We start from the raw sequence: 20,744 nt of genomic DNA on the forward strand, positions 1-20,744 counted from the left end.
AACGCCCCATCCTGGGGCGCAGCGCTTGACGGGCATCCATGCCCGTCACCTCCCTCCGCAAGACCTCCGTTCGGCCTCCTGAAGTCGCGAAGTTAGGGGCGGCGCCTGAACTGGCGCTGCTGTCGCTAGTTGAGTAATTAGTTAATCTCTCGAACGCAGCCAGCCGCCGTATACCTGCGAAATAGCCGGCACAGTCAATGTATAACTAAACTTTAATTAAATAACTTTGCATTTCTTGCTCTTGCTCTTGCTCTTGCTCTTGCTTCTAAGTGCGCGATAGTTCAGGCGCCACTAATTGCGACTTCAGGAGGCCGAGCGGAGTTCTTGCGGAGGGAGGTGACGGCCATGGATGGCCGTCAAGCGCTGCGCCCCAGGATGGGGCGTTCAGCGCGGTACTCCCGGGAGCAAGAACGGAGCGAGGGAACCCCGGAGCGAAGCGTAGGGGCCGGATGAACGGAGCGGGGCGGCTTTGGTTACTTTGGCCAAGACCAAAGTAACCCGCCGTAAGGGCGGAAGGTGCCTAAATGTCGACATCACCTACGAATGCGCATACAAAAATGAAAACAATAACCAAAGAACCTAACCCTCCTCCAAGACCATCTCCAAAAACGTAGCCACCACCCGCCGCATCCGCTGTTCCTGCAAACACACCAACGTCTCCGTCAAATGCCGCTGACAATCCACAATCGGCAAAGCACAAACCCGAGCATCGGCCCCGAACTCCGCCGCGGACACCACCCCCACACCAATCCCCACCACCACCGCCTCCCGCGCCGCCTCCCGCCCTTCGACCTGGATCGCCGACCGAATCCGCAACCCCGCCCGCTGCATTTCCTCCTCCAGCGTCTGCCGCGTCACCGACCCCGGCTCGCGCAGCACCAGCGGCGTATCGTCCAGATCCGCCAGGCTGATCTGCCCACGGCTGGCCCAAGGATGCTGGTGCGAGACGAACGCCACCATCGGGTCACGCCGCATTGGCACGCAGAACAGCCGCTCGTCATCGACATCGCGCCCGAGCAGGGCCAGGTCGGCCTGGTAGCTGAACAGCCGCGCCAGCGACTCATCGGTGTTGCCGGTCTCGATCTTCACCTGGATCCCCGGATAGCGCTGGCAGAACCGGGCAATCTGCGGCAGCACATGCACTGGCGCGTCCACCGCCAGGGTCAGGCTGCCGGTGTGCAGGGCGCGTGAGTCCTGCAACAGCTCCAGGGCCTCGGCCTCGCAGGCGAACAGACGCTGGGTGACGCCCAGCAGCCGCTCGCCCAGGTCGGTCAACTGCACCGAACGCTTGTTGCGGTGAAACAGCAACACGCCGAAGCGCTCCTCGAGCTTGCGCACCTGGTCGGACACCGCCGGCTGGGTGAGAAACAGCTTCTGCGCCGCGCGGGTGAAGCTGCCCTGTTCGGCAACCGCGTGGAACGCCTTGAGTTGAGCATGGGAGACCGACATCGAACACTCCACTTAAAAGCTGGGCTTATGTGTGAAATACGATAAATCGATTTTATTTATCAGTCAGCAGCTGTTTCCATGTGTTTCAACCCGGCGCCTCTGCCACGAGCAGCGGCATGTCGGCCATGGCGGCACCACCGCCATCTGACCAAGTGACGTCCCTCCGTCACGCAGTGCGCAACACAACAACAAGACAGGCGTTTCTTCACATTCTGCCGGCACACTCAAACAAGAGGTCAGAGTCAAATGAACCAATCCCTGGGCGCCATCAAGCGCTGGCGCGTGCAGATCTTCGCAATCACCTGGCTGGCATACGCCGCCTTCTATTTCACCCGCAAAGCCTTCTCGGTGGCCAAGCTCGGCATCGGCGAAGACCCCTCGTTCATGCTCGACAAGGCCGCCATGGCCAACCTCGACGCCATCTACCTGGCCGCCTATGCCGTGGGCCAGTTCACCTGGGGCATGCTCGCCGACCGCTTCGGGCCGCGCGTGGTGGTGCTTGGTGGGCTGCTGATCTCGGCGGCGGCGGCGGTGGTAATGGGCAGTTACGCGACCTTCCCGATCTTCGCCACCTGCATGCTGGTCCAGGGGCTGGCGCAGTCCACCGGCTGGGCGGGGTTGTGCAAGAACATTGGCAGTTTCTTCCCGGCGTCCCAGCGCGGACGGGTGCTAGGGCTGTGGAGTTCCTGCTATGCCTTCGGCGGCCTGGTGGCCTCGCCGTTCGCCGGCTGGTGGGCCTACACCCTGGTCGGCACCTGGCACGCGGCATTCTTTTCCAGTGCCGTGGTGGTGGCCGCGGTGGCGGTGCTGTTCTTCATCTTCCAGCGCAACAAACCCGAGGACGTTGGCCTGCCGGCGGTGGAGCCCGAACCACAGAGCATGGCCCCGGGAGCGAACCTGTGCAGCGTCTGGGCACCGCTGCGCGAGATCCTGCGCAACCGCACGGTGCTGACCCTGGGCCTGGCCTACTTCATGCTCAAGCCGGCGCGCTACGCCATCCTGCTGTGGGGGCCGGTGATCGTCTTCGAGCAGATGCCCTCGGTGGGCAAGGTCGGCGCGGCGATCATCCCCACGGCCTTCGAGCTGGCCGGGTTGCTTGGCCCGATCCTCATCGGCCTGGCTTCGGACAAGCTGTTCGGCGCCCGGCGCATGCCGGCCTGTGTGATCAGCCTGGTGCTGCTGACCCTGACCCTGGCCGGCTTCATGGCGGCGATGCACACCGGCAGCGTGGTGCTGGTGGTGACCCTGCTGTTCGTCATGGGCCTGACCCTGTATGGCCCGGACTCGATGATCAGCGGCGCCGCAGCCATTGATTTCGGCACCGCCAAGGCCGGCGCCACCGCGGCCGGTTTCGTCAACGGCTGCGGCTCGGTGGGCGCGGTGCTTGGCGGCTTGCTGCCGGGCTACTTCGACAGCGTCACGGTATTCATCGTCTTCGCCGGCACCGCGCTGTTCTCCGCCCTGGTGCTGCTGCCGCACTGGAACAGCCGTCCGGCAACGGCACCCCAGGCCACCGACGTGGCCCCCAATACCGGCATGGCGATCAAGCCACTGCGTACCTAGAGGAAAGCGAGCAGATGAGACCCTTCTGGCTGCAACAGGCCCTGGACCAGGAAGACGAGGCTCTGTGCCCGCCGCTCGCTGGCGATGCGCGCTGCGACGTGTGCATCGTCGGCGGTGGCTACACCGGGTTGTGGACTGCCTTGATGATCAAGGAACAGGCGCCGCAGCTGGAGGTGCTGCTGATCGAGGCCGACATCTGTGGCGCCGGGGCCAGCGGGCGCAATGGAGGCTGTGCACTGTCCTGGTCGGCCAAGTACTTCACCCTCGAACGGTTGTTCGGGGTGGCCGAGGCGATACGCCTGGTGGAAGAGTCCGAACGCAGCATCGGCGCCATCGGCGAGTTCTGCGCGGCCAATGGCATCCGCTGCGATTTCCGCATGGACGGCACGCTCTACACCGCCACCAACCAGGCCCAGGTCGGCGGCACCGATGCGGTGATCGCCGCGCTGGAGCGCCGCGGCATCAACTCGTTCCAGCGCCTGGCGCTGGAGCAGGTGCAGCGCCTGGCCGGCTCCCAGCGGCACCTGGAGGGCTGGTACTCGCCGGCCGCGGCCACGGTGCAGCCGGGGCGGCTGGTGCGCGGCTTGCGCCGGGTGGCCTTGCAACGTGGCGTGCGCATCCACGAAGGCACGGCGATGACCGGCCTGGAACATGGCGCGCCGGCGCAGGTGCGCACCGCTACCGGCACCATCCGCGCCGACCGCGTCGTCCTCGGCCTCAATGCCTGGATGGCGCGGGCCTTCCCGCAGTTCGAGCGCAGCGTGGCGATCGTCTCCAGCGACATGGTGATCACCGAGCCATGCCCCGAACTGCTGCGCCAGATCGGCCTGGACAGCGGTGTCAGCGTGCTCGATTCGCGGATCTTCGTGCACTACTACCACAACACCTCCGATGGCCGGCTGATGCTCGGCAAGGGCGGCAATACCTTCGCCTACGGCGGGCGCATGCTGCCGGTGTTCGACCAGCCGTCGCCGTACCAGCCGTTGCTGCGCGACAGCCTGGCCGAGTTTTTCCCGGCGCTGGCCGAGGTGCCGCTGGCGGCGAGCTGGAACGGGCCGTCGGACCGCTCGGTGACCGGTCTGCCGTTCTTTGGCCGGCTCGATGGGCAGGGCAACGTGTTCTACGGCTTCGGCTATTCGGGCAGCGGGGTGGGGCCGTGCCATATGGGCGGGCAGATCCTCTCGTCGCTGGCCTTGGGGCTGGACAACCCCTGGACCCGCTCGCCGCTGGTCAAGGGCCCGCTGGGGCGTTTCCCGCCGGAGCCGGTGCGCTACCTGGGGTCGCTGTTGGTGCGCAACGCCATTCGCCGCAAGGAGCGCGCCGAAGACCGCGGCGTGCGTCCGCGCGGGCTGGATGTGCGCCTGGCGAAGTTCGCGGCGGCGGCGGGGAAGGCCGACAAGGGCTGAAGCTGATGCGATTTCTTGTCGAACCCGGTGCGCAGGGCGTATAAACTCTCCCCACTTTTTGGCCGGTCGCTTCCTGAACCGGCCGTTGAAACAAAGAGAGTCGATATGGGCGCACAGTGGAAAGCCAAGCATAGAGAAACGGCGGCCAACGCCAAGGGCAAGATCATGGGCAAGCTGGCCAAGGAGATCCAGATCGCCGCCAAGTCCGGCGCCGACCCGGACATGAACCCGCGCCTGCGCCTGGCCATCGTCCAGGCCAAGAAAGCCTCGATGACCCGTGAGACCCTGGAGCGCGCGATCAAGAAAGGCGCCGGCCTTGACGGCGAGGCCGTGCAATACCATGCGGTCAGCTACGAAGGCTTCGCCCCGCACCAGGTGCCGTTGATCGTCGAGTGCCTGACCGACAACGTCAACCGCACCGTGGCGCAGATCCGCGTGCTGTTCCGCAAGGGCCAGCTGGGTGCCAGCGGCTCGGTGGCCTGGGACTTCAACCACGTCGGCCTGATCGAGGCGACCCCGGAAGGCGACGCCGACCCGGAAATGGCAGCCATCGAAGCCGGTGCCCAGGACTTCGAGGACGGCGAGGAAGAAGGTTCGACCCTGTTCATCACCGACACCACCGACCTCGATGCCGTGCAGAAAGCCCTGCCGGAGCATGGTTTCACCGTGACTTCGGCGAAGATCGGCTATACCCCGAAGAACCCGGTGAGTGCTGCCAGCCTGAGCGCCGAAGCCCTGGCCGAGGTCGAGGCCTTCCTCGAGGCTATCGACGAGAACGAAGACGTGCAGAACGTCTATGTCGGCCTGACTGACTGAGCCGCGCGTAATCCTCGCGGGGCAAGCCCTCTCCCAGTGTGTCTGTGGGAGCGGGCTTGCCCCGCGATCATTTCCGGACCTGTGCCATGCACCCCACCTTCGCCTCCCTCAGCCTCGCCCACCTGCGCACCCTCGACTGCCTCCTGCAGCTGAAGAACCTCAGCCATGCCGCCGAGCGTCTGGGCTGCAGCCAATCGGCGCTGAGCCGCCAGCTGGCCAGCCTGCGCGAGGCCTTCGACGATGCGCTGCTGGTGCGCCAGGGGCGTGGCTATGTGCTCAGCGAACACGCCGAAACGCTGGTCGAGCCATTGCGCCAGGTACTGGACGAGCTCAACGCCCTGCGTCAGCCCGCAGCGTTCGACCCGGCACGCTGCGAGCGGCGCTTCTGCCTGGCGGCCTCGGACTACGTGGCCGAACATATGCTGCCGCAGTTGGTGAAAGCATTGGAGCAGGAGGCGCCGGGGGTGTCGCTGGAGTACCGCACCTGGCAGGCCGGGCAGTACGCCTGGCTCGCCAGCGGCGAGATCGACCTGGCCACCACGCTGTTCGACGAGTCGCCACCCAACCTGCATGGCCGGCTGCTGGGTGAGGACCGGGCGGTGTGCCTGATGCGCCATGACCATCCGCTGAGCGCTCGCGCCGAACTGAGCCAGGACGACTATCTGGCCTTCAAGCATGTGCGGGTGTCCGGTGGCGGCGACAAGGACAGCTTCATCGACCGCCATCTGCGCGCCCAGGGGCTGCAACGACGCGTCAGCCTGGAGGTGCCGTTCTTCAGCGCCATGGTCCAGGTGGTCGGCAACGGCCAGGCGCTGGCCACGGTGCCCGAGCATATCGCCCGGCAACTGGCGCGGTTGCATGGGTTGAGCTGGCGGCCCATGGGCTTTGTCGAGCACACCCAGCGTTACTGGGTGGTATGGCATCAGCGTCTGCAGGCCTCGGCCGAACATCGCTGGTTGCGCAACCGGGTGTTCGAGGTGTGGCGCCAGTCGCAGTTCGGCGTACAGGGTGGGCATGCGCCTTTGCCATAGCAGCTATGCGCGAAGCGGGGTTATTCGACGGGTGATGGAGGCCTAGACTGCGAGGCATTGTGCTGCCAGGAGACCACTCATGACCCCCGAACAATTCCGCCAATACGGCCACCAACTGATCGACCTGATCGCCGATTACCGCCAGACCGTCGGCGAACGCCCGGTCATGGCCCAGGTCGAACCCGGCTACCTCAAGGCCGCGCTGCCGCAGGGCGCACCGCAGCAAGGCGAGCCGTTCGAGGCCATCCTCGCCGACGTCGACAAGCTGGTGATGCCCGGCCTGTCCCACTGGCAGCACCCGGACTTCTACGGCTACTTCCCCTCCAACGGCACTCTGTCATCGGTGCTCGGCGACTTCCTCAGCACCGGCCTGGGCGTGCTCGGACTGTCGTGGCAGTCCAGCCCGGCCCTCAGCGAACTCGAGGAAACCACCCTCGACTGGCTGCGCCAGCTGCTCGGCCTTAGCGGGCAATGGAGCGGAGTGATCCAGGACACCGCCTCGACCAGCACCCTGGTGGCGCTGATCTGCGCCCGCGAGCGTGCCACCGACCATGCCCAGGTGCGCGGCGGCCTGCAGGCCCAGGGCAAGCCCCTGGTGGTCTACGTCAGCGCCCATGCCCACAGTTCGGTGGACAAGGCCGCGCTGCTGGCCGGGTTCGGCCGTGAAAACATTCGCCTGATCCCCACCGACGCACACTACGCCATGCGCCCGGAGGCGCTGCGCGAAGCCATCGCCCAGGACCTCGCCGCCGGCAACCAGCCCTGCGCCGTGGTCGCCACCACCGGCACAACCACCACCACCGCGCTGGACCCGTTGCGCCCGATCGGCGAGATCGCCCAGGCCAACCAGCTGTGGCTGCACGTAGACTCGGCCATGGCCGGTTCGGCGATGATCCTCCCGGAATGCCGCTGGATGTGGGACGGCATCGAGCTGGCCGACTCGGTGGTGGTCAATGCCCACAAGTGGCTGGGCGTGGCCTTCGACTGCTCGATCTACTATGTGCGCGACCCGCAGCACCTGATCCGGGTGATGAGCACCAACCCCAGCTACCTGCAGTCGGCGGTCGATGGCGAGGTGAAGAACCTGCGCGACTGGGGCATCCCCCTGGGGCGCCGGTTCCGCGCCTTGAAACTGTGGTTCATGCTGCGCAGCGAAGGTGTCGAGGCCCTGCAGCAACGCCTGCGCCGCGACCTGGAAAACGCGCAGTGGCTGGCCGCGCAGGTGGAGGCGGCTCCCACGTGGGAGGTATTGGCGCCGGTGCAGTTGCAGACCTTGTGCATCCGCCATCGCCCGACGGGTCTCGAGGGCGAGGCGCTGGATGCCCACACCCGCGCCTGGGCCGAGCGCCTCAACGCCTCGGGTGATGCCTACGTGACCCCGGCGACCCTGGACGGGCGCTGGATGGTGCGGGTCTCGGTGGGGGCGCTGCCCACTGAGCGCGAGCATGTCGAGCGGCTGTGGGCGCGGTTGCAGGCGGTGGTGGCCGAGTAGCCAAGAGGCCTGTCACTGCTTCAGGGGCCTGCAATCAGCAGGCTTCGCGCCAGGCGCGGATCTGCTCCAGCGTTGCGGTGGCGCCACCACAGACGATCACCAGGACATTGCCGAAGGCCGCCACTGCCTCGGGATGTTCGAGCAAGGCCAGCGCCGCGCCGCAGGCCGGCTCCACCAGCAGGCGGTGATCGCGCAGCAGGCGTTCGCAGGCGTCGAGCGCCTCGCGATCACTCACCAGGTGGCTGACCACCGGGTGCTGGCGGGTGCAGGCCAGCGCCTGTTCGGCCACCCGCTTGGCCCCCAGTGAAGTGGCTACCGAGGTGATCCCCGGCAGTTCCACGGTGCGCCCTGCGGCCATGGCCGCGTGCAGCGACGCGGCGCCTGCGGTTTCCACTGCCATTACCGGCACGTCCTGCCAGCCATTGCGCTGCAAGCCTTCGACCACGCCGCGCAGCAGGCCGCCGCCGCCGACCGACAGCACCACGGCATCCGGCTTGCAGCCGGCCTGGGCCACTTCATCGATCATGCTGGCGTGGCCGGTCCACAACAGCGGGTCGTCGAACGGGTGGATGAAGGCGTCGCCGGCCCCCAGCAGGGTCTGCGCGTGCTCGTTGGCTTCCTGCCAGGAGCTGCCACGCACCACCACGCTGGCGTCTTCCAGGCGCAGCAGTTCCTTGGCTCGTTCGGTGGTGGTCTCGGGCACCACCACGGTCACCGGCACGCCGAGCTTGCGGCCGGCGTAGGCCACCGCCAGCCCGGCATTGCCGCCGGACGAGGAGACGAAGTGACGGGCGCCGCGAGCATGGTGCGTCTCGCAAGCGTGGCCGACGCCGCGCAGCTTGAACGAGCCACAGGGTTGCAGGGCTTCGAGCTTGAGCCACACCGGGCGGCCGGCGCTCAGCGACAGCGGACGGGATTCGATCAGCGGGGTTGGGATATGCAAGGGCATGTGGGCTCCGTGGCTCAGTCGCGGGCAGCCGCGGCGGGCTCGCCGCGCAGCTGCTCCAGGTAGTTGTAGACGGTGTAGCGGGTCACGCCGAGGGCCTCGGCGGCTTTCTCGACGCCGCCCTTGACGATGAACAGGCCGCGCTCCTGCATCACGCGCACGGCCTCGACCTTGGCGTGTTTACTCATTCGCCCCTGGCCGCTGCGTTGCAGCGCGTCCTGGATGATCCCGGCCATCAATGCAGTCATGTCGGCGGGCTCGTCGCCGGATACCGTGGCTGGCGCGGCGCCCAGCGGCTGCAAGTGCCGCAGGAACGCCATGGCGGCGTCCAGGCCGGTGACGTCGGTGTTCACGCACAGGCTGGCGAAGGGCTGGCCGGTGCTGTCACGGAAGATCGCCGTGGCGCTGCGCAGGCTGCGGCCCTTGAGGGTGGTGGGGTAGTCGGGCAGCACCACAGGGTCGCAGCCCTGCTGGTCGGCGGCGGCCTGCATCAGCGCCTTGAACCCTTGGTCCTGTTCGGGAGCGGCCAGTATCGGGCTGCCGACCTGACGGCCGGAGAGCTCGCCATTGACGATCGCCATCACCGAGCGTTCCGGGTTTTCGAGGTCGTGCAGAAGGATTTCCACATTACGCGGGACGACGCTGCCCAAGGCCTGCAGGGCGGTCTTGAGCACGTTCAGGGTGAGCTGGCGTTCGTGGGCGAGGGTGAGCATGATCGGCACCAGATTCAATATTGTGTTGAATATTACACAAAAAGTTGAATTTGGCGAAGGTGTCGAACCCTCAAAAGCAATCACGGGCCCTCCCGCTCCTGCCCAAGGCAGGAACGGGAGGGCCCGCGATCAAGTGCGTCAGCCCAGTTTCGGCGTGCGTGGCGGGACGATACGGCGCGAGCCGGTGGACTCGAAGGCGGCGGCGAATTTCAACAGATTGTTGTCGCTGTACGCCTTGCCCGCGAAGGTCAGGCCCACTGGCATGCCGATGTCGGCCATCACGCCCATCGGCACGGTCACGGTCGGCACGCCCAGGTGACGGATCGCCAGGTTGCCGTTGGCCACCCAGATGCCGTTGCTCCAGGCGATGTCCGCCGATTCGGGGTTCACATCGGCGTCCGCCGGGCCGACATCGGCCACGGTGGGGAACAGCACCGCGTCCAGGCCCTGGGCGTCCATCCAGTCTTCCAGGTCGAGCTTGCGGGTGGCTTCCAGGCCGCGCAGGCCGTCGGGCACGGTGGCGATCTGGTCCCAGGTCTTCAGGCCGCGCTTGGCCATGTTGACGTACTCGTCCATGCCGGCGGCGAGGTCGTCTTCACGGTTGGGCAGGGTGCCGGGGTCGTGGGGGAAGATCTGCGGGCCATCGACATCGGCCAGGCGGTTGAGCTTGGGATCGTCGTTGGCGCGCAGGAAGTCGTCGAAGGCCCAGCCGGACAGTTCCCACAGTTCGTCGTGGAGGAACTCCTTGCTGACGATGCCGCGGGTGAACACGGTCGGCGCGCCGGGGCGGTCGCCTTCGCAGTTGGAGACCAGCGGGAAGTCGGTCTCGACCACTTCGGCGCCGGCCGCTTCCAGGGCCTGGCGGGCTTGCTGCCACAGTTCGATCACGCTGGCGCGGGTATTGATGCGCTGGCCGGTCGGGCCGCCGATGCCGGGTTTCTCGGCAGTGCCGGCTTCGGTGTCGGCATTGATGTACATGCGTGGCACGGCGAAGCGCTTGCCCTTGAGCGTCTCGGCGCCCACGGCCAGGTCCAGGTACGAGGCGGGGCGCACGCTCGAGGCGGCCGGGATTGGTACCCAGGGTTGCAGGCGCCACAGGTCGCCGCGCTTGTCGGCGTCGTCGGCCACCACCACGTCGAGGATCTCCAGCAGGTCGGCCATGGTCCGCGCATATGGCACGACCACGTCCATGGTCGGCGTCAGCGGCCAGTTGCCGCGCACCGAGATCACCCCGCGCGACGGGGTGTAGGCGCACAGGCCGTTGTTCGAGGCCGGGCCGCGGCCACTGGACCAGGTTTCCTCGGCCAGGCCGAAGGCGCTGAAGCTGGCGGCGGTGGCGGTGCCGGCACCGTTGGAGGAGCCGGAGGCGAAGGGCGCGGTCAGGTAGGCGGCGTTGTACGGGCTTTCGGCGCGGCCATACACGCCGCGCTGCATGCCGCCATTGGCCATCGGCGGCATGTTGGTCTTGCCCAGGCAGATCGCGCCGCCGGCGCGCAGGCGCTCGACGGTGAAGGCGTCGCGCTGGGCGACCAGATCCTTGAACGCCGGGCTGCCGGAGGCGGCGGTCAGGCCCTTGACCAGGTAGCTGTCCTTGGCGGTGTAGGGGATGCCATCCAGCGGACCGAGGGTTTCGCCACGGGCACGGCGGGCATCGGAGGCTTTGGCCTCTTTCAGGGCCTCGGGGTTGCGCACCACCACGGCATTGAGCCGCGTGGCGGTGTCGGCGCCGTCGTAGGCGTCGATGCGGGCCAGGTACGCCTTGACCAGCTCGACGGCCGTCGTGCGGCCGGACTCGAGCGCGTCGCGCAGCTCGGCAATGGAAACCTCGGTTACCTCGATCATGCTGTCACCACAGTTGTGCAGGTGGAAAATCATGGCGGCGAGTGTAGCAAGAAGGTCTTGGTGGGCGCAGGCATGCAGCGGGGAAATGGTTCGTTGCAGCGCGGCACGCTGAGCGCCGGATGGCGGGGCTGAAACGGCAGCGGGCTTGGCCCGCGACCGGTTGGCGCCGATCGCGGGCCAAGCCCGCCGATTCGAACGGTGGTGACGATCAGAGCAGCTTGCGCTGTACCGCCTCGTCCAGGGTGCTGCGGGCCAGCTCGCGCACCACGTCGCGGGTGTCGGCCTGGAATGGCAGGCCGACGATCAGCACCAGTTGCATCCAGGTACGGATCGACTCGCTCTTGCTGACACGGCCGATCTCCTTGCCGTCCTTGTCCTTGAACACGGTCTGCAGGGTGAAGGTGTTCTTGGCGGTAGAGGGGATGAGGAACAGGGTGAAGCCGGTGATGAACGCCGACGCGGTCACGAACTCCTCGTGGTTGGTCAGGGTCGATTCGGCGTACAGGTCCGCTTCGCCCTTCTGCGTGCTGACCTGGGTGAAGCGGCCGGATTGCTGGTAGGTCTCGCTGATGGTCTTCTCCCACATGTCGGCGTGGGCGCCGGCGGCGGCCACGGCCGCGCCGTCGTTGACCTGGTACAGCGCGGTGCTGCGCAGGTAGGCGTTGGGCTTGGCCGCGGCGGTGCTCGCCGCCGGCGGCCAGGTGCCGACCGGTGCCAGGTCGCCGGTGGAATACGAGACGCAGCCCCCAAGCAGCAGGGCGCCGAGCAGCAGGGCGTGTTTGCAGATGTTCATCGAAGTGTTCCTGTTATCAGCGTTTTGCCAGTTTCACGGTGGCGTCGTCGAGCAGTTCGCCGACCAGCTTGGTCAGTTGCTTGCCGCCCATCGAAGGCGCCCAGTACTCGCCGCCGTACAGGCCGACGTTGTGTTCGAAGCGCAGTTGTTCCTTGGCCCTGGCCAACTCGACGCCGTCGCGGTCGACGATCACCAGGTTGCCGGCCACGTCGAAGCTGTCGACGTAGATCGGGCCGTTGAACCAGATCCAGAACGTCAGGGTCAGCAGGGCGCCGGGGAAGTACGCCGGGTGCGGGGCGCGATGGCCCTTGAGCGAAGTCATGTCGAACTTGAGCAGCACGTCCTGTTCGTCCAGGCGCGTGGGGTATTCGGTGACGGCCTTGAAGTAGCCGGCGCGCTGCACGTACTGGCTGAGCTGCGGAGTCAGGGCGCGGCTGATGGCCTGGCCGGTGGCGTTGTCAATGCCGGGGGCGTTGACCTGCACATCGGCGACCTGGGCGCTGCGTGGGCTGGCGACGGTGGAGGCGTGGGGCGGCGTGCCCACCGGGCCGATGACGTTGTAGGAGACGCAGCCGCTCATCGTCAGCAAGGCAACGACGGCGCTGGCCTGGAACAGTTTCTTCAAGTGATGTCATCCTTGATCGGAGTTGAACCTGATCAAGGTTTACGGCCGAGGGGCCGGCAGCTTTAGGGCAAAATGCCACTATTTATGCCGGCCATGCTCGGCCGCGCGAACCTGAACCCCTCAGGCCAGGTCGCTGGCTGCGTGGCGCTCCGCCACCTGGCTGGCTTCCTCGCCCCAGGTGCGGTTGACCCGGGTGCCGCGCTGTACCGCCGGGCGCTGGGCGATGGCCTCTGCCCAGCGCTGCACATTGGCGTACTCGTGTACCGCCAGGAACTCGGCCGCGCCATACAGGTTGCCGCGCACCAGCTGGCCATACCAGGGCCATACGGCGATGTCGGCGATGCTGTACGTATCGCCGCCCAGGTAGGCGCTTTCGCCCAGGCGCCGGTCGAGCACGTCGAGCTGGCGCTTGGCTTCCATGGTGAAGCGGTTGATCGCGTATTCGAACTTTTCCGGCGCGTAGACATAGAAGTGGCCGAAACCACCGCCCAGGTAAGGTGCAGAGCCCATCTGCCAGAACAGCCAGTTGAGGGTCTCGGTGCGCGCGGCCAGGTCCCGGGGCAGGAAGGCGCCGAATTTTTCCGCCAGGTACAGCAGGATCGCGCCGGACTCGAATACCCGCACCGGCGGTTCGACGCTGCGGTCGAGCAGGGCGGGGATCTTCGAGTTGGGGTTGACCTGCACGAAGCCGCTGCCGAACTGGTCGCCTTCACCGATACGGATCAGCCATGCGTCGTACTCGGCGCCGCCATGACCGAGGGCCAGCAGCTCCTCGAGGAGGATGGTGACCTTGACTCCGTTGGGCGTGGCCAGCGAGTAGAGTTGCAGCGGATGCTTGCCGGTGGGCAGCGGCTTGTCGTGAGTGGGGCCGGCCACCGGGCGGTTGATGCTGGCGAACTGGCCGCCGGAAGGGGCCTCGAAGGTCCAGACCTTGGGCGGAACATAAGGGGGCTTGCTCATGGGAATCTCCTGGAGGGCGCGATGCGGCCGGGTAAGGACGTGGACAGCCTCTCTATGCCATGGGTTCGCCGTGCAGGGCAAATTCAATGCGTGCCCGCAGCGCATGCATGGCGCCTTGCAGGCGCACCGCTGTCGTTACAGGGGCCGCGCCGAGGCCGGGGTCGGCGCGGTTGGCGCCTCTGGCTTTTTCGCCGGTTTCAGCCGCGATACCCCGAACAGCACCAGGACCAACCCGGCTACCTGGTACACGCTGATCGCCTCGCTCAGGATCAGCCATGAGGCCAGCATCGTCAGCACCGGCCCCAGGTTACCCACCGCCGCCGTGTGCGTGGGCCCGAGGCGCTGGATCGCCAGCGCCACCCAGTAGATCGGCAGCACCGTGGAGAACAGCGCCATCAATGCCGCGTTGAGCCACACCGTGCCGGGCAGCTGCAACAGCGGCGCGACATCGGCCACCAGCAGGTAGTGGGCCAGCACCATCAGCGAGGAGGCGGTGCCGCACAATCCGGCCAGGCGCATCGAGTTCATGCGCTTGAGCATCATGCCGGTGCCCGAGTAGTACAGGGCATAGGTGACTGCGCTGGCGAACACCCACAGCGAACCGACCAATACCGCATTGCCGCCACCCGCGGCGCCGATGTCGTGGACGAAGGCGATGCCCAGCCCCAGGTAGCACAGGCCCATGGCCGCCAGGGTGCGCAGGGTCGGGCGTTCGCGCTGGACGATGGCCTGGATCACCAGCACCAGGGTCGGGTAGGTGAACAGGATCAGCCGCTCGAGCCCGGCACTGATGTATTGCAGGCCGTAGAAGTCGAACAGGCTGGCCAGGTAATAGCCGAACAGGCCGAGCAAGGCCACGCGCAGGCCGTCGCCGGCGCTCAGCGGCGCGCCACCCTGGCCACGGCTGGCCCATACCAGCCAGGCGAACAACGGCAGCGACAGGGCCATGCGCAGTGCCAGCAGGCTGATGGCGTCCACCGGGCCTGCGGCATAGGCGAGCTTGACGAAGATGGCCTTGAAACTGAAGCCCAGGGCGGCGAGTACGGCGTACAGGCTGCCGTTGGCAAGGGCGCGCTGGAGCGGGGCGGGCAGGCGGGTCATGGCGGGTCCGTGGCACAGAAGAAGTGCGGTTTATTCTGCGCAGAACGCAACCGCGCTAGAATCGCTTTTTCTCGAACATGGCGTTCTGATTTGGAGAAGCCTTGATGCACTTCGACCTGGCCGACCTGCGGCTGCTCGCCGCTATTGCCGCCACCGGCAGCCTGAGCAAGGCGGCGGCGACCTTCCCGGTGGCGGTATCGGCCGCCAGCACCCGCCTGCGCCTGTTCGAGGCGCGCAGCGGGTTGACCCTGTTCCTGCGCAAGGCCGACGGCATGCAACTGACCCCGGCCGGGCGCCTGGTGCTGGAGTCGGCGCGGGGCGTGCTGGGCGAGGCGCAGAAACTGCAGGACACGCTGCGCGAACTCGCCGGCCAGCGGCGCATCACCCTGCACCTGGCGGCGTCCACCGTGACCAATAGCACGCTGTTGCCGGCCGTGCTGGGGCCGTTCCTGGCCGACTACCCGGAGGTCGACCTGCAACTGGTCGAGCACAAGAGCATCGATGTACTGCGGGTGGTGCTGGCCGGGGAGTGCGAGATCGGCGTGTACGACGGCAACCTGGTCAACGAGGGCGTGGTGTCGCTGCCGTTTCGTACCGAGCGCCTGGTGCTGCTGGTGCCGCTCGATCACCCGTTGGCCGGGCGCGGCCAGCTGCGCCTGGCGGACGCACTGGGTTTTCCCTTCGTCTGCCTGCCCGCCGAGCGCGCCATGCAGCGCTTCGTCGAGGAACTGGCGATGAACCTGGCCATGCCGCTGAAGGTGCGGGTGCGGGCACCGAGCTTCGAAGCCATCGCCCAGCTGGTGGCCCAGCACGCGGGTATCGCCATGCTGCCGGAAACGGCGGCCGTGCGCGCCGAACAGGAACTGGCGGTGCGCCGGGTGGCGCTGGAGGAGCGTTGGGCGACCCTGGAGTTGCGTATCTGTTTTCGCAGTTGGGAAGCGCTCAGCTCGCATGGGCGACAGCTGGTGAGCTTCCTCTCCGGGCAATGACAGGTGACTGTCGTCTGGTAGGCGAATGAATGGGCTGCCCGTCCGAATGCCATCATTTGGATATCATTTATGCCTGTGCATTGACCCTTGAACGCATACAATCACCGTTCTGAACGGTAACCCAGATACAGGCCACTTCCACCCATGGCGTTCGACGCTTCCACCATGCTGACCCTCACCATCGCCCTGGCCGCGGCCGCCGCGCTTTATCTGGCCGTGGAGTGGCGCAGCGTGCGCGAGTCTTCGCTGCTGTGCTGGAGCGCCAGCTTCGCCACCATCAGTGTCGGTTCCTCGCTCGCCTTGCTGCGTGGCAGCGGCTACCTGTTCACCGGCATCTGGTTCGCCAACGGCATGCTGGTGGCCGCCCACTGGCTGTTCCTGCTGGGGGTGTCACGCTTTACCGAAACCCGTCTGTCACGGCTCTGCTACCTCGCCCCGCTGGCCTGGCTGAGCCTGTTGCTGCTGCCGCAGTGGCCCACCTGGTCGAAGACCTTCCTGGTGGCCAACTCGCTGCTGGTCGCCGCGTTCACCCTGTACGCCAGCGCGTTGCTGCGCCCGCACGGCAAGTCGTTCAGCGTCGGCGCGGTGCAGTTGCGCTGCATCCTGCTGCTGCACGGGCTGTTCTACCTGGCCAAGACGCTGCCGGCGCTGCTGCCGGGAACGCTGATCGACCTGAGCGCGTTTCGCGGGCAGATCATCCAGGTATCGCTGGTGGAGGGGGCCATGGCGATCATGCTGATCGCCCTGTCGATGACTGGCACCGTGCGCTACCGCCGCGAGGAGCGCATCGAGCGCCTGGCCGCGCGCGATCCGCTGACCGCGCTGTACAACCGCCGCGCCCTGGAAGTACGCGCGGCGAGCCTGTTCAACGAGGTTTCCCCGGCAAACCCCGGGGCTTTGCTGCTGATCGATATCGACCACTTCAAACTGGTCAACGACCTGCATGGGCATGCCGCTGGCGACCGTCTGCTGGTGGCCTTGAGCGAGATGATCCGGACCATGCTGCCGGAGCGGGCGATCGCCGCACGGCTGGGCGGCGACGAGTTCGTCATTCTCCTGGCCGGGGCGTCGCGCGAAGGTATACAGCGCCTGGCCGAGGCCCTGCGCCAGCAGTTCCAGGCCACCGCCGAACAGTCGTTCCGCACCCCCGAGGCGGTGACCCTGAGCATCGGCGCCAACCTGTTCGACCGCCCACCGGCCAGCCTGGCGGCGTTGATCGAGCAAGGCGACGTGCTGCTGTACGCCTCCAAGCGCAGCGGGCGCAACAGCCTGCAACTGGTCGACGGGCTGCGCGGCTGAACTACTTGTTGTTGATGCACTGCGACTGCACCGCGTAGCGCACGGTGCGCAAGGTGCCCTGGCTGTCTTCGAAGGTCATCAGCCGCGGCACCACCTCGCAGGTGCGCGGGTCGCCCGATTGGCGCACGAGGCGGGCAACGTCGAGCTTCATGCCGTAGCGGTAGTCGACGATCTCCGGCATGGGCTTCGCCCGTTTGGCCGCATAGGCCGCCACGGCCTGCTGGTGGTCCGCCAGCAGCTGTTCGCTGTCCAGCCTGGAAAAGCCGCTGGCCTGGGTCGAGAGGGAAAGCGCCAGCAGGGCGGCGGTCAGGGTCGGTCGTAGCATGGTCGTGCCTCCGAAAGGTTCGTTTCGCAGACCACGCTAGCGATGCCCGGCCAACAGGGGCATGACGGCCGGGTTACAGATATGAAAGCTGGGCGTGTACGCAGGTCCCCCGGCTGCGCATGACACGATTGTAATGCCCCCATCACCTTCCCGTTATCCGCCAGCGGCGAGCATCAGGCTCGGCCAATGGGGCTGGGTGCGTGCGCATCTGGCCAGACCAGGGATGCTCCAGCGCCAGGGCCTGACAACAAGAACAGCCGCAATCGAAGGAGCAGTGGATGAAGAGCAATCCAACACTTTCCCTGGCCGCCCTGGTGGCGCTGGCCGGCTTCGGCCCGGCGGCCTGGGCCGCAGAAGAGCAGAAGGAAGGTTTCATCGAGGGCAGCCGCCTGAGCGTGCTCAACCGCAATTACTATTTCAATCGCGACCATCGCGATGGCCCGGCCCCCACCTACAACAGCGGCAAGGACAGCGGCAACGGCTACTCCGAGGCCTGGGCCCATGCCGTGATCACCCGCTTCGAGTCCGGTTTCACCCAAGGCACGGTGGGCGTCGGGGTGGACGCCTTCGCCATGCTTGGGCTCAAGCTCGACACTGGTGGCGGGCGCAACGGTGGGCGCAGCTCGTTCGACGTGCTGCCGGTGGACCGCGATGGCCAGGCCCGCGACGAATACAGCAAGCTCGGCGGCGCGGCCAAGGTGCGCCTGTTCGACACCGTGCTGCGGGTGGGCGATGTGTTCCCGGTCAACCCGGTGGTGGCGGCCGGCGACTCGCGGCTGTTGCCGGAAAGCTTTCGCGGCGTGACCCTGGAGAACACCAGTGTGCAAGGCCTGACGTTGCAGGGCGGGCGCCTGCACGCCATGAGCCAGCCGGTGTCCAGCAACTTGCGCGACAACTTCGTGACGTTCTACGGTGGCCCGGTGGATTCGCCGTGGATCGCCTACGGCGGTGGCGACTACGCGATCAACGAAAACGTCAGCGTCAGCCTGTTCGGCAGTCGCTTGAAGGATGTGTGGAACCAGTACTACGCCGGCACCAGCGTGACCTGGCCGTTGTCCGACGAGCTGGCGCTGATCGGCGGGTTCAATTTCTACAACGCCAGGGACGAAGGACGTCAGCGCCTGGGCCAGTTCGACAACGACATCTGGAGCGCCAAGCTCGGCGTGCGCTACGGCGCCCATACCCTGGCCCTGACCCACCAGCGCAACAACGGCGACGACGACTTCGACTACCTGCGCCAGTCCGATTCGATCTTCCTCGACAACTCCATCCAGTACAGCGACTTCAACTCGCCGAAAGAGCGCTCATGGATGCTGCGCTATGACTTGAACATGGCCGCCTACGGTGTACCGGGGCTGTCGTTCATGACCCGCTATGGCCGTGGCAGCGATGCCGACTACAGCCATGCCAACGCCTACTACATGCGCCGGGATGGCAACGGCGACCCGCTCACCGACCAGAAGCGCTGGGAGCGCGACATCGAGGTCAAGTACGTGGTACAGACCGGCGCGGCCAAGGACCTGGCACTGCGCGTGCGCCAGGCCACCACCCGGGCGACGGCCTTCGAGTCGGACCTGGACGAGGTGCGGGTGATCGTCGAGTACCCGTTGTCGATTCTCTGAACCACCCGGATTCACCTTGAGAAGCCCCGTGCTCCTTTGGTTGCTGGTGAATGTCTTGACGCCTCTGACGAGGCGTCTTTTTTTCGGCACCGCCGATGTCAGTGGCCGAACGCTTTCAGGCTGCCCTTGCGGCTCGCTTCATAGGCTTCCCGCGCCATGGGTTGTGCCTGCGGGTTGCCCAGGTCTTCCATTGCCAGCCGGTGGGTTTCCGGTGCCAGGTAGGCGGCCAGCGCGCACACGCAGGTGATGAGAAACGCCAGCCCGCCGACCACCAGCGGGATATTGTCCGAACCCGGCGGCGCGACTGCGGCGAACAACGCCGGCAGCATGGCGGTGATCATGGTGCCGAGGTTCTGCGCGATGGCCATGGCCGAGACCCGGTAGCGGGTGTGGAACAGCTCTGGATAGAAGCTCGGGAACACCGCGTTGTAGCCCTGGTAGACCATGCCCCACATGACGATCGAGGCGGCGAAGGCCAGTGGCACGTTCTGGATGCTGATCGCATACAGATAGACGAACGCCAGCAGGCCCGAGCCCAGGCAACCGGCGATCATGGTCGGGCGCCGGCCGATCCTGTCGCTAAGGTTGCCGACGAAGGGGATCACCAGCACCGCGACGATGTTGCCCACCACCGGGATCCACAGGTACACGCTCTTGTCGAAGCCGATGCCGTAGGCCGGCTGCACCGCGTAGGCCGCGCCGAAGATGGTGGCGACCACCGGGATCACGTTCATCAGCGCCATGAACATAACCAGCACCATGTGCTTCCAGCTGTGGCGGAAGGCCTCGCTGATCGGCGACTTGGCCACCTTGTCCTGTTTCTCTTCCCTAACGAAGGCCGGGGTCTCGTGGACCTCCTTGCGAATGATGAAGCCAGCCACCAGCACCAGCGCGCTCATCAGGAACGGAATGCGCCAGCCCCAGTCGTTGAAGGCCTCGCTGGGCATGAAGTAGGCCAGCGGCAGGAACACCGCGGCGGCCATCACCTGGCCGGCCTGCACCCCTTGCAGGGTGTAGCTGGCGTAGTAGCCACGGCGGCCGAACGGCGCGTGCTCCATGATCATCGAGCTGGCGCCGGAGATCTCGCCGGCCACGGCGAAGCCCTGGACCAGGCGCAGCAGTACCAGCAGCGCCGGGGCCAGCAGGCCGACATCGTGGTAGGTCGGCAGCAGGCCCACGGCCATGGTCGACAGGCCCATGAGGAACATGCACAGCAGCAGCACGTTCTTGCGCCCGCGGGTGTCGCCCCAGTGGCCAAGCACGAAGGCGCCGACCGGGCGCGCCAGGTAACCCACGCCGTAGGTGGCCAGCGAGGCGATGATGGCCATCTTCGGGTCGGCGGACGGGAAGAAGATCTGCGGGAAGATCAGCGCCGCGGCCTGGGCGTAGATGAAGAAGTCGTAATATTCGAGGGCAGAGCCGATCCATCCGCTGGCGGTGGCTTTCTTGGCTTGGGAGCTTGAGCGGGCCATGTTGTCTCCGTTGTTCTTGTCAGGGGCCGGATTGGTCAGCGCTTGAGGCGCGGGCAGGGGCTGTGTGGAGAAGACGAACGAGGCGGCGCGGATCGCAGGGCGAGCAAGGTGTGCATAGTTCGGTACCCGTTTTCTTGAACTTATTATGTGGTGACGTTGGGTAATGCAGCGCAGGTTCCGCCGAACGACCGGCGTGGCGGCGAGAAGGGCTGGCGGGCCTGCGACTGGTGTTCATGGTTGTTCACGGGGGTGGGTGAAGCAATTCGCTGGAACGGGTTTTGTTCGGTAATCGAACAAAAA

The 20,744-nt window shown here is 66.5% G+C and carries 18 protein-coding genes; 8 read left to right on the top strand and 10 right to left on the bottom strand.

What is annotated here, in order from left to right; translation table 11 throughout:
- Nucleotides 1–579 precede the first annotated feature (579 nt).
- Nucleotides 580–1,449: a LysR substrate-binding domain-containing protein gene (locus BMY03_RS11090; protein WP_094011063.1), complete on the bottom strand. Its 870-nt coding sequence runs from the start codon at nucleotides 1,447–1,449 to the stop codon at nucleotides 580–582.
- A gap of 246 nt (nucleotides 1,450–1,695) precedes the next feature.
- Between BMY03_RS11090 and BMY03_RS11095 the strand changes: the two genes are divergently transcribed.
- The 5 genes from BMY03_RS11095 to BMY03_RS11115 all read left to right on the top strand — a co-directional run bounded on the left by BMY03_RS11095 (nucleotide 1,696) and on the right by BMY03_RS11115 (nucleotide 7,757).
- Complete coding sequence (locus BMY03_RS11095) at nucleotides 1,696–3,012, top strand: MFS transporter (RefSeq protein WP_094011064.1); 1,317 nt, start codon at nucleotides 1,696–1,698, stop codon at nucleotides 3,010–3,012.
- A 14-nt stretch (nucleotides 3,013–3,026) separates the two neighbouring features.
- On the top strand, nucleotides 3,027–4,418 hold the full coding sequence (locus BMY03_RS11100) for an FAD-dependent oxidoreductase (protein WP_094011065.1): 1,392 nt from the start codon (nucleotides 3,027–3,029) through the stop codon (nucleotides 4,416–4,418).
- Between the two features lie 105 nt (nucleotides 4,419–4,523).
- A complete protein-coding gene (locus tag BMY03_RS11105; protein ID WP_023631852.1) occupies nucleotides 4,524–5,234 on the top strand; it encodes a YebC/PmpR family DNA-binding transcriptional regulator in 711 nt (236 codons plus the stop codon).
- Between the two features lie 86 nt (nucleotides 5,235–5,320).
- The gene (locus BMY03_RS11110) at nucleotides 5,321–6,265 is read left to right on the top strand and encodes a LysR family transcriptional regulator (RefSeq protein ID WP_094011066.1); all 945 of its coding nucleotides are present in this window, start codon (nucleotides 5,321–5,323) and stop codon (nucleotides 6,263–6,265) included.
- A 79-nt stretch (nucleotides 6,266–6,344) separates the two neighbouring features.
- Nucleotides 6,345–7,757 (top strand): DOPA decarboxylase, encoded by a 1,413-nt coding sequence (locus tag BMY03_RS11115; protein WP_094011067.1) that lies wholly within the window; start codon nucleotides 6,345–6,347, stop codon nucleotides 7,755–7,757.
- Between the two features lie 34 nt (nucleotides 7,758–7,791).
- On the opposite strand, the gene BMY03_RS11120 is transcribed toward BMY03_RS11115, so the two are convergent.
- The 7 genes from BMY03_RS11120 to BMY03_RS11150 form a co-directional block, all read right to left on the bottom strand.
- Nucleotides 7,792–8,706 carry a pyridoxal-phosphate dependent enzyme gene (locus BMY03_RS11120; RefSeq protein ID WP_094011068.1) on the bottom strand — a complete coding sequence of 305 codons (915 nt, stop codon included), beginning with the start codon at nucleotides 8,704–8,706 and terminating at the stop codon, nucleotides 7,792–7,794.
- A gap of 14 nt (nucleotides 8,707–8,720) precedes the next feature.
- Nucleotides 8,721–9,416, bottom strand: a complete 696-nt coding sequence (locus tag BMY03_RS11125) for a helix-turn-helix transcriptional regulator (RefSeq protein WP_413697897.1) — start codon at nucleotides 9,414–9,416, stop codon at nucleotides 8,721–8,723.
- 138 nt (nucleotides 9,417–9,554) lie between these two features.
- Nucleotides 9,555–11,258 (bottom strand): amidase, encoded by a 1,704-nt coding sequence (locus BMY03_RS11130; protein ID WP_094011247.1) that lies wholly within the window; start codon nucleotides 11,256–11,258, stop codon nucleotides 9,555–9,557.
- Nucleotides 11,259–11,466: 208 nt separating this feature from the next.
- On the bottom strand, nucleotides 11,467–12,051 hold the full coding sequence (locus BMY03_RS11135) for a hypothetical protein (RefSeq protein WP_038705879.1): 585 nt from the start codon (nucleotides 12,049–12,051) through the stop codon (nucleotides 11,467–11,469).
- Between the two features lie 16 nt (nucleotides 12,052–12,067).
- On the bottom strand, nucleotides 12,068–12,631 hold the full coding sequence (locus BMY03_RS11140; RefSeq protein ID WP_052062253.1) for a hypothetical protein: 564 nt from the start codon (nucleotides 12,629–12,631) through the stop codon (nucleotides 12,068–12,070).
- A gap of 165 nt (nucleotides 12,632–12,796) precedes the next feature.
- Nucleotides 12,797–13,636 (bottom strand): glutathione-dependent disulfide-bond oxidoreductase, encoded by an 840-nt coding sequence (gene yghU / locus BMY03_RS11145; RefSeq protein WP_094011069.1) that lies wholly within the window; start codon nucleotides 13,634–13,636, stop codon nucleotides 12,797–12,799.
- 135 nt (nucleotides 13,637–13,771) lie between these two features.
- Nucleotides 13,772–14,737: a DMT family transporter gene (locus tag BMY03_RS11150; protein ID WP_094011070.1), complete on the bottom strand. Its 966-nt coding sequence runs from the start codon at nucleotides 14,735–14,737 to the stop codon at nucleotides 13,772–13,774.
- Nucleotides 14,738–14,841: 104 nt separating this feature from the next.
- Between BMY03_RS11150 and BMY03_RS11155 the strand changes: the two genes are divergently transcribed.
- Both BMY03_RS11155 and BMY03_RS11160 read left to right on the top strand, forming a co-directional pair.
- A complete protein-coding gene (locus BMY03_RS11155) occupies nucleotides 14,842–15,726 on the top strand; it encodes a LysR substrate-binding domain-containing protein (RefSeq protein ID WP_038705881.1) in 885 nt (294 codons plus the stop codon).
- A gap of 144 nt (nucleotides 15,727–15,870) precedes the next feature.
- Complete coding sequence (locus BMY03_RS11160) at nucleotides 15,871–17,025, top strand: GGDEF domain-containing protein (RefSeq protein ID WP_094011071.1); 1,155 nt, start codon at nucleotides 15,871–15,873, stop codon at nucleotides 17,023–17,025.
- Between the two features lies 1 nt (nucleotide 17,026).
- Here the strand turns inward: BMY03_RS11160 and BMY03_RS11165 are convergent, their stop codons facing one another.
- Nucleotides 17,027–17,350, bottom strand: a complete 324-nt coding sequence (locus BMY03_RS11165; RefSeq protein WP_046856021.1) for a DUF2790 domain-containing protein — start codon at nucleotides 17,348–17,350, stop codon at nucleotides 17,027–17,029.
- Between the two features lie 278 nt (nucleotides 17,351–17,628).
- On the opposite strand from BMY03_RS11165, the gene BMY03_RS11170 reads away from it, so the two are divergent.
- Nucleotides 17,629–18,972, top strand: coding sequence for an OprD family porin (locus BMY03_RS11170; protein WP_023631817.1), 1,344 nt, complete (start codon nucleotides 17,629–17,631; stop codon nucleotides 18,970–18,972).
- A 98-nt stretch (nucleotides 18,973–19,070) separates the two neighbouring features.
- Here the strand turns inward: BMY03_RS11170 and BMY03_RS11175 are convergent, their stop codons facing one another.
- Nucleotides 19,071–20,444 carry an MFS transporter gene (locus BMY03_RS11175; RefSeq protein WP_094011072.1) on the bottom strand — a complete coding sequence of 458 codons (1,374 nt, stop codon included), beginning with the start codon at nucleotides 20,442–20,444 and terminating at the stop codon, nucleotides 19,071–19,073.
- Between the last annotated feature and the right edge of the window lie 300 nt (nucleotides 20,445–20,744).

It is taken from the genome of Pseudomonas soli (assembly GCF_900110655.1).
Lineage (GTDB): Bacteria > Pseudomonadota > Gammaproteobacteria > Pseudomonadales > Pseudomonadaceae > Aquipseudomonas > Aquipseudomonas soli.

Bases quoted from the DNA above. Each gene is read 5' to 3' on its own strand.
- BMY03_RS11160 (WP_094011071.1), top strand. From the start codon at position 15,871: ATGGCGTTCGACGCTTCCACCATGCTGACCCTCACCATCGCCCTGGCC.
- BMY03_RS11105 (WP_023631852.1), top strand. From the start codon at position 4,524: ATGGGCGCACAGTGGAAAGCCAAGCATAGAGAAACGGCGGCCAACGCC.
- BMY03_RS11175 (WP_094011072.1), bottom strand. From the start codon at position 20,444: ATGGCCCGCTCAAGCTCCCAAGCCAAGAAAGCCACCGCCAGCGGATGG.
- BMY03_RS11165 (WP_046856021.1), bottom strand. From the start codon at position 17,350: ATGCTACGACCGACCCTGACCGCCGCCCTGCTGGCGCTTTCCCTCTCG.
- BMY03_RS11110 (WP_094011066.1), top strand. From the start codon at position 5,321: ATGCACCCCACCTTCGCCTCCCTCAGCCTCGCCCACCTGCGCACCCTC.
- BMY03_RS11120 (WP_094011068.1), bottom strand. From the start codon at position 8,706: ATGCCCTTGCATATCCCAACCCCGCTGATCGAATCCCGTCCGCTGTCG.
- BMY03_RS11135 (WP_038705879.1), bottom strand. From the start codon at position 12,051: ATGAACATCTGCAAACACGCCCTGCTGCTCGGCGCCCTGCTGCTTGGG.
- BMY03_RS11115 (WP_094011067.1), top strand. From the start codon at position 6,345: ATGACCCCCGAACAATTCCGCCAATACGGCCACCAACTGATCGACCTG.
- BMY03_RS11155 (WP_038705881.1), top strand. From the start codon at position 14,842: ATGCACTTCGACCTGGCCGACCTGCGGCTGCTCGCCGCTATTGCCGCC.
- BMY03_RS11140 (WP_052062253.1), bottom strand. From the start codon at position 12,631: ATGAGCGGCTGCGTCTCCTACAACGTCATCGGCCCGGTGGGCACGCCG.
- BMY03_RS11150 (WP_094011070.1), bottom strand. From the start codon at position 14,737: ATGACCCGCCTGCCCGCCCCGCTCCAGCGCGCCCTTGCCAACGGCAGC.
- BMY03_RS11090 (WP_094011063.1), bottom strand. From the start codon at position 1,449: ATGTCGGTCTCCCATGCTCAACTCAAGGCGTTCCACGCGGTTGCCGAA.
- BMY03_RS11130 (WP_094011247.1), bottom strand. From the start codon at position 11,258: ATGATCGAGGTAACCGAGGTTTCCATTGCCGAGCTGCGCGACGCGCTC.
- BMY03_RS11100 (WP_094011065.1), top strand. From the start codon at position 3,027: ATGAGACCCTTCTGGCTGCAACAGGCCCTGGACCAGGAAGACGAGGCT.
- BMY03_RS11095 (WP_094011064.1), top strand. From the start codon at position 1,696: ATGAACCAATCCCTGGGCGCCATCAAGCGCTGGCGCGTGCAGATCTTC.
- BMY03_RS11170 (WP_023631817.1), top strand. From the start codon at position 17,629: ATGAAGAGCAATCCAACACTTTCCCTGGCCGCCCTGGTGGCGCTGGCC.
- yghU (WP_094011069.1), bottom strand. From the start codon at position 13,636: ATGAGCAAGCCCCCTTATGTTCCGCCCAAGGTCTGGACCTTCGAGGCC.
- BMY03_RS11125 (WP_413697897.1), bottom strand. From the start codon at position 9,416: ATGCTCACCCTCGCCCACGAACGCCAGCTCACCCTGAACGTGCTCAAG.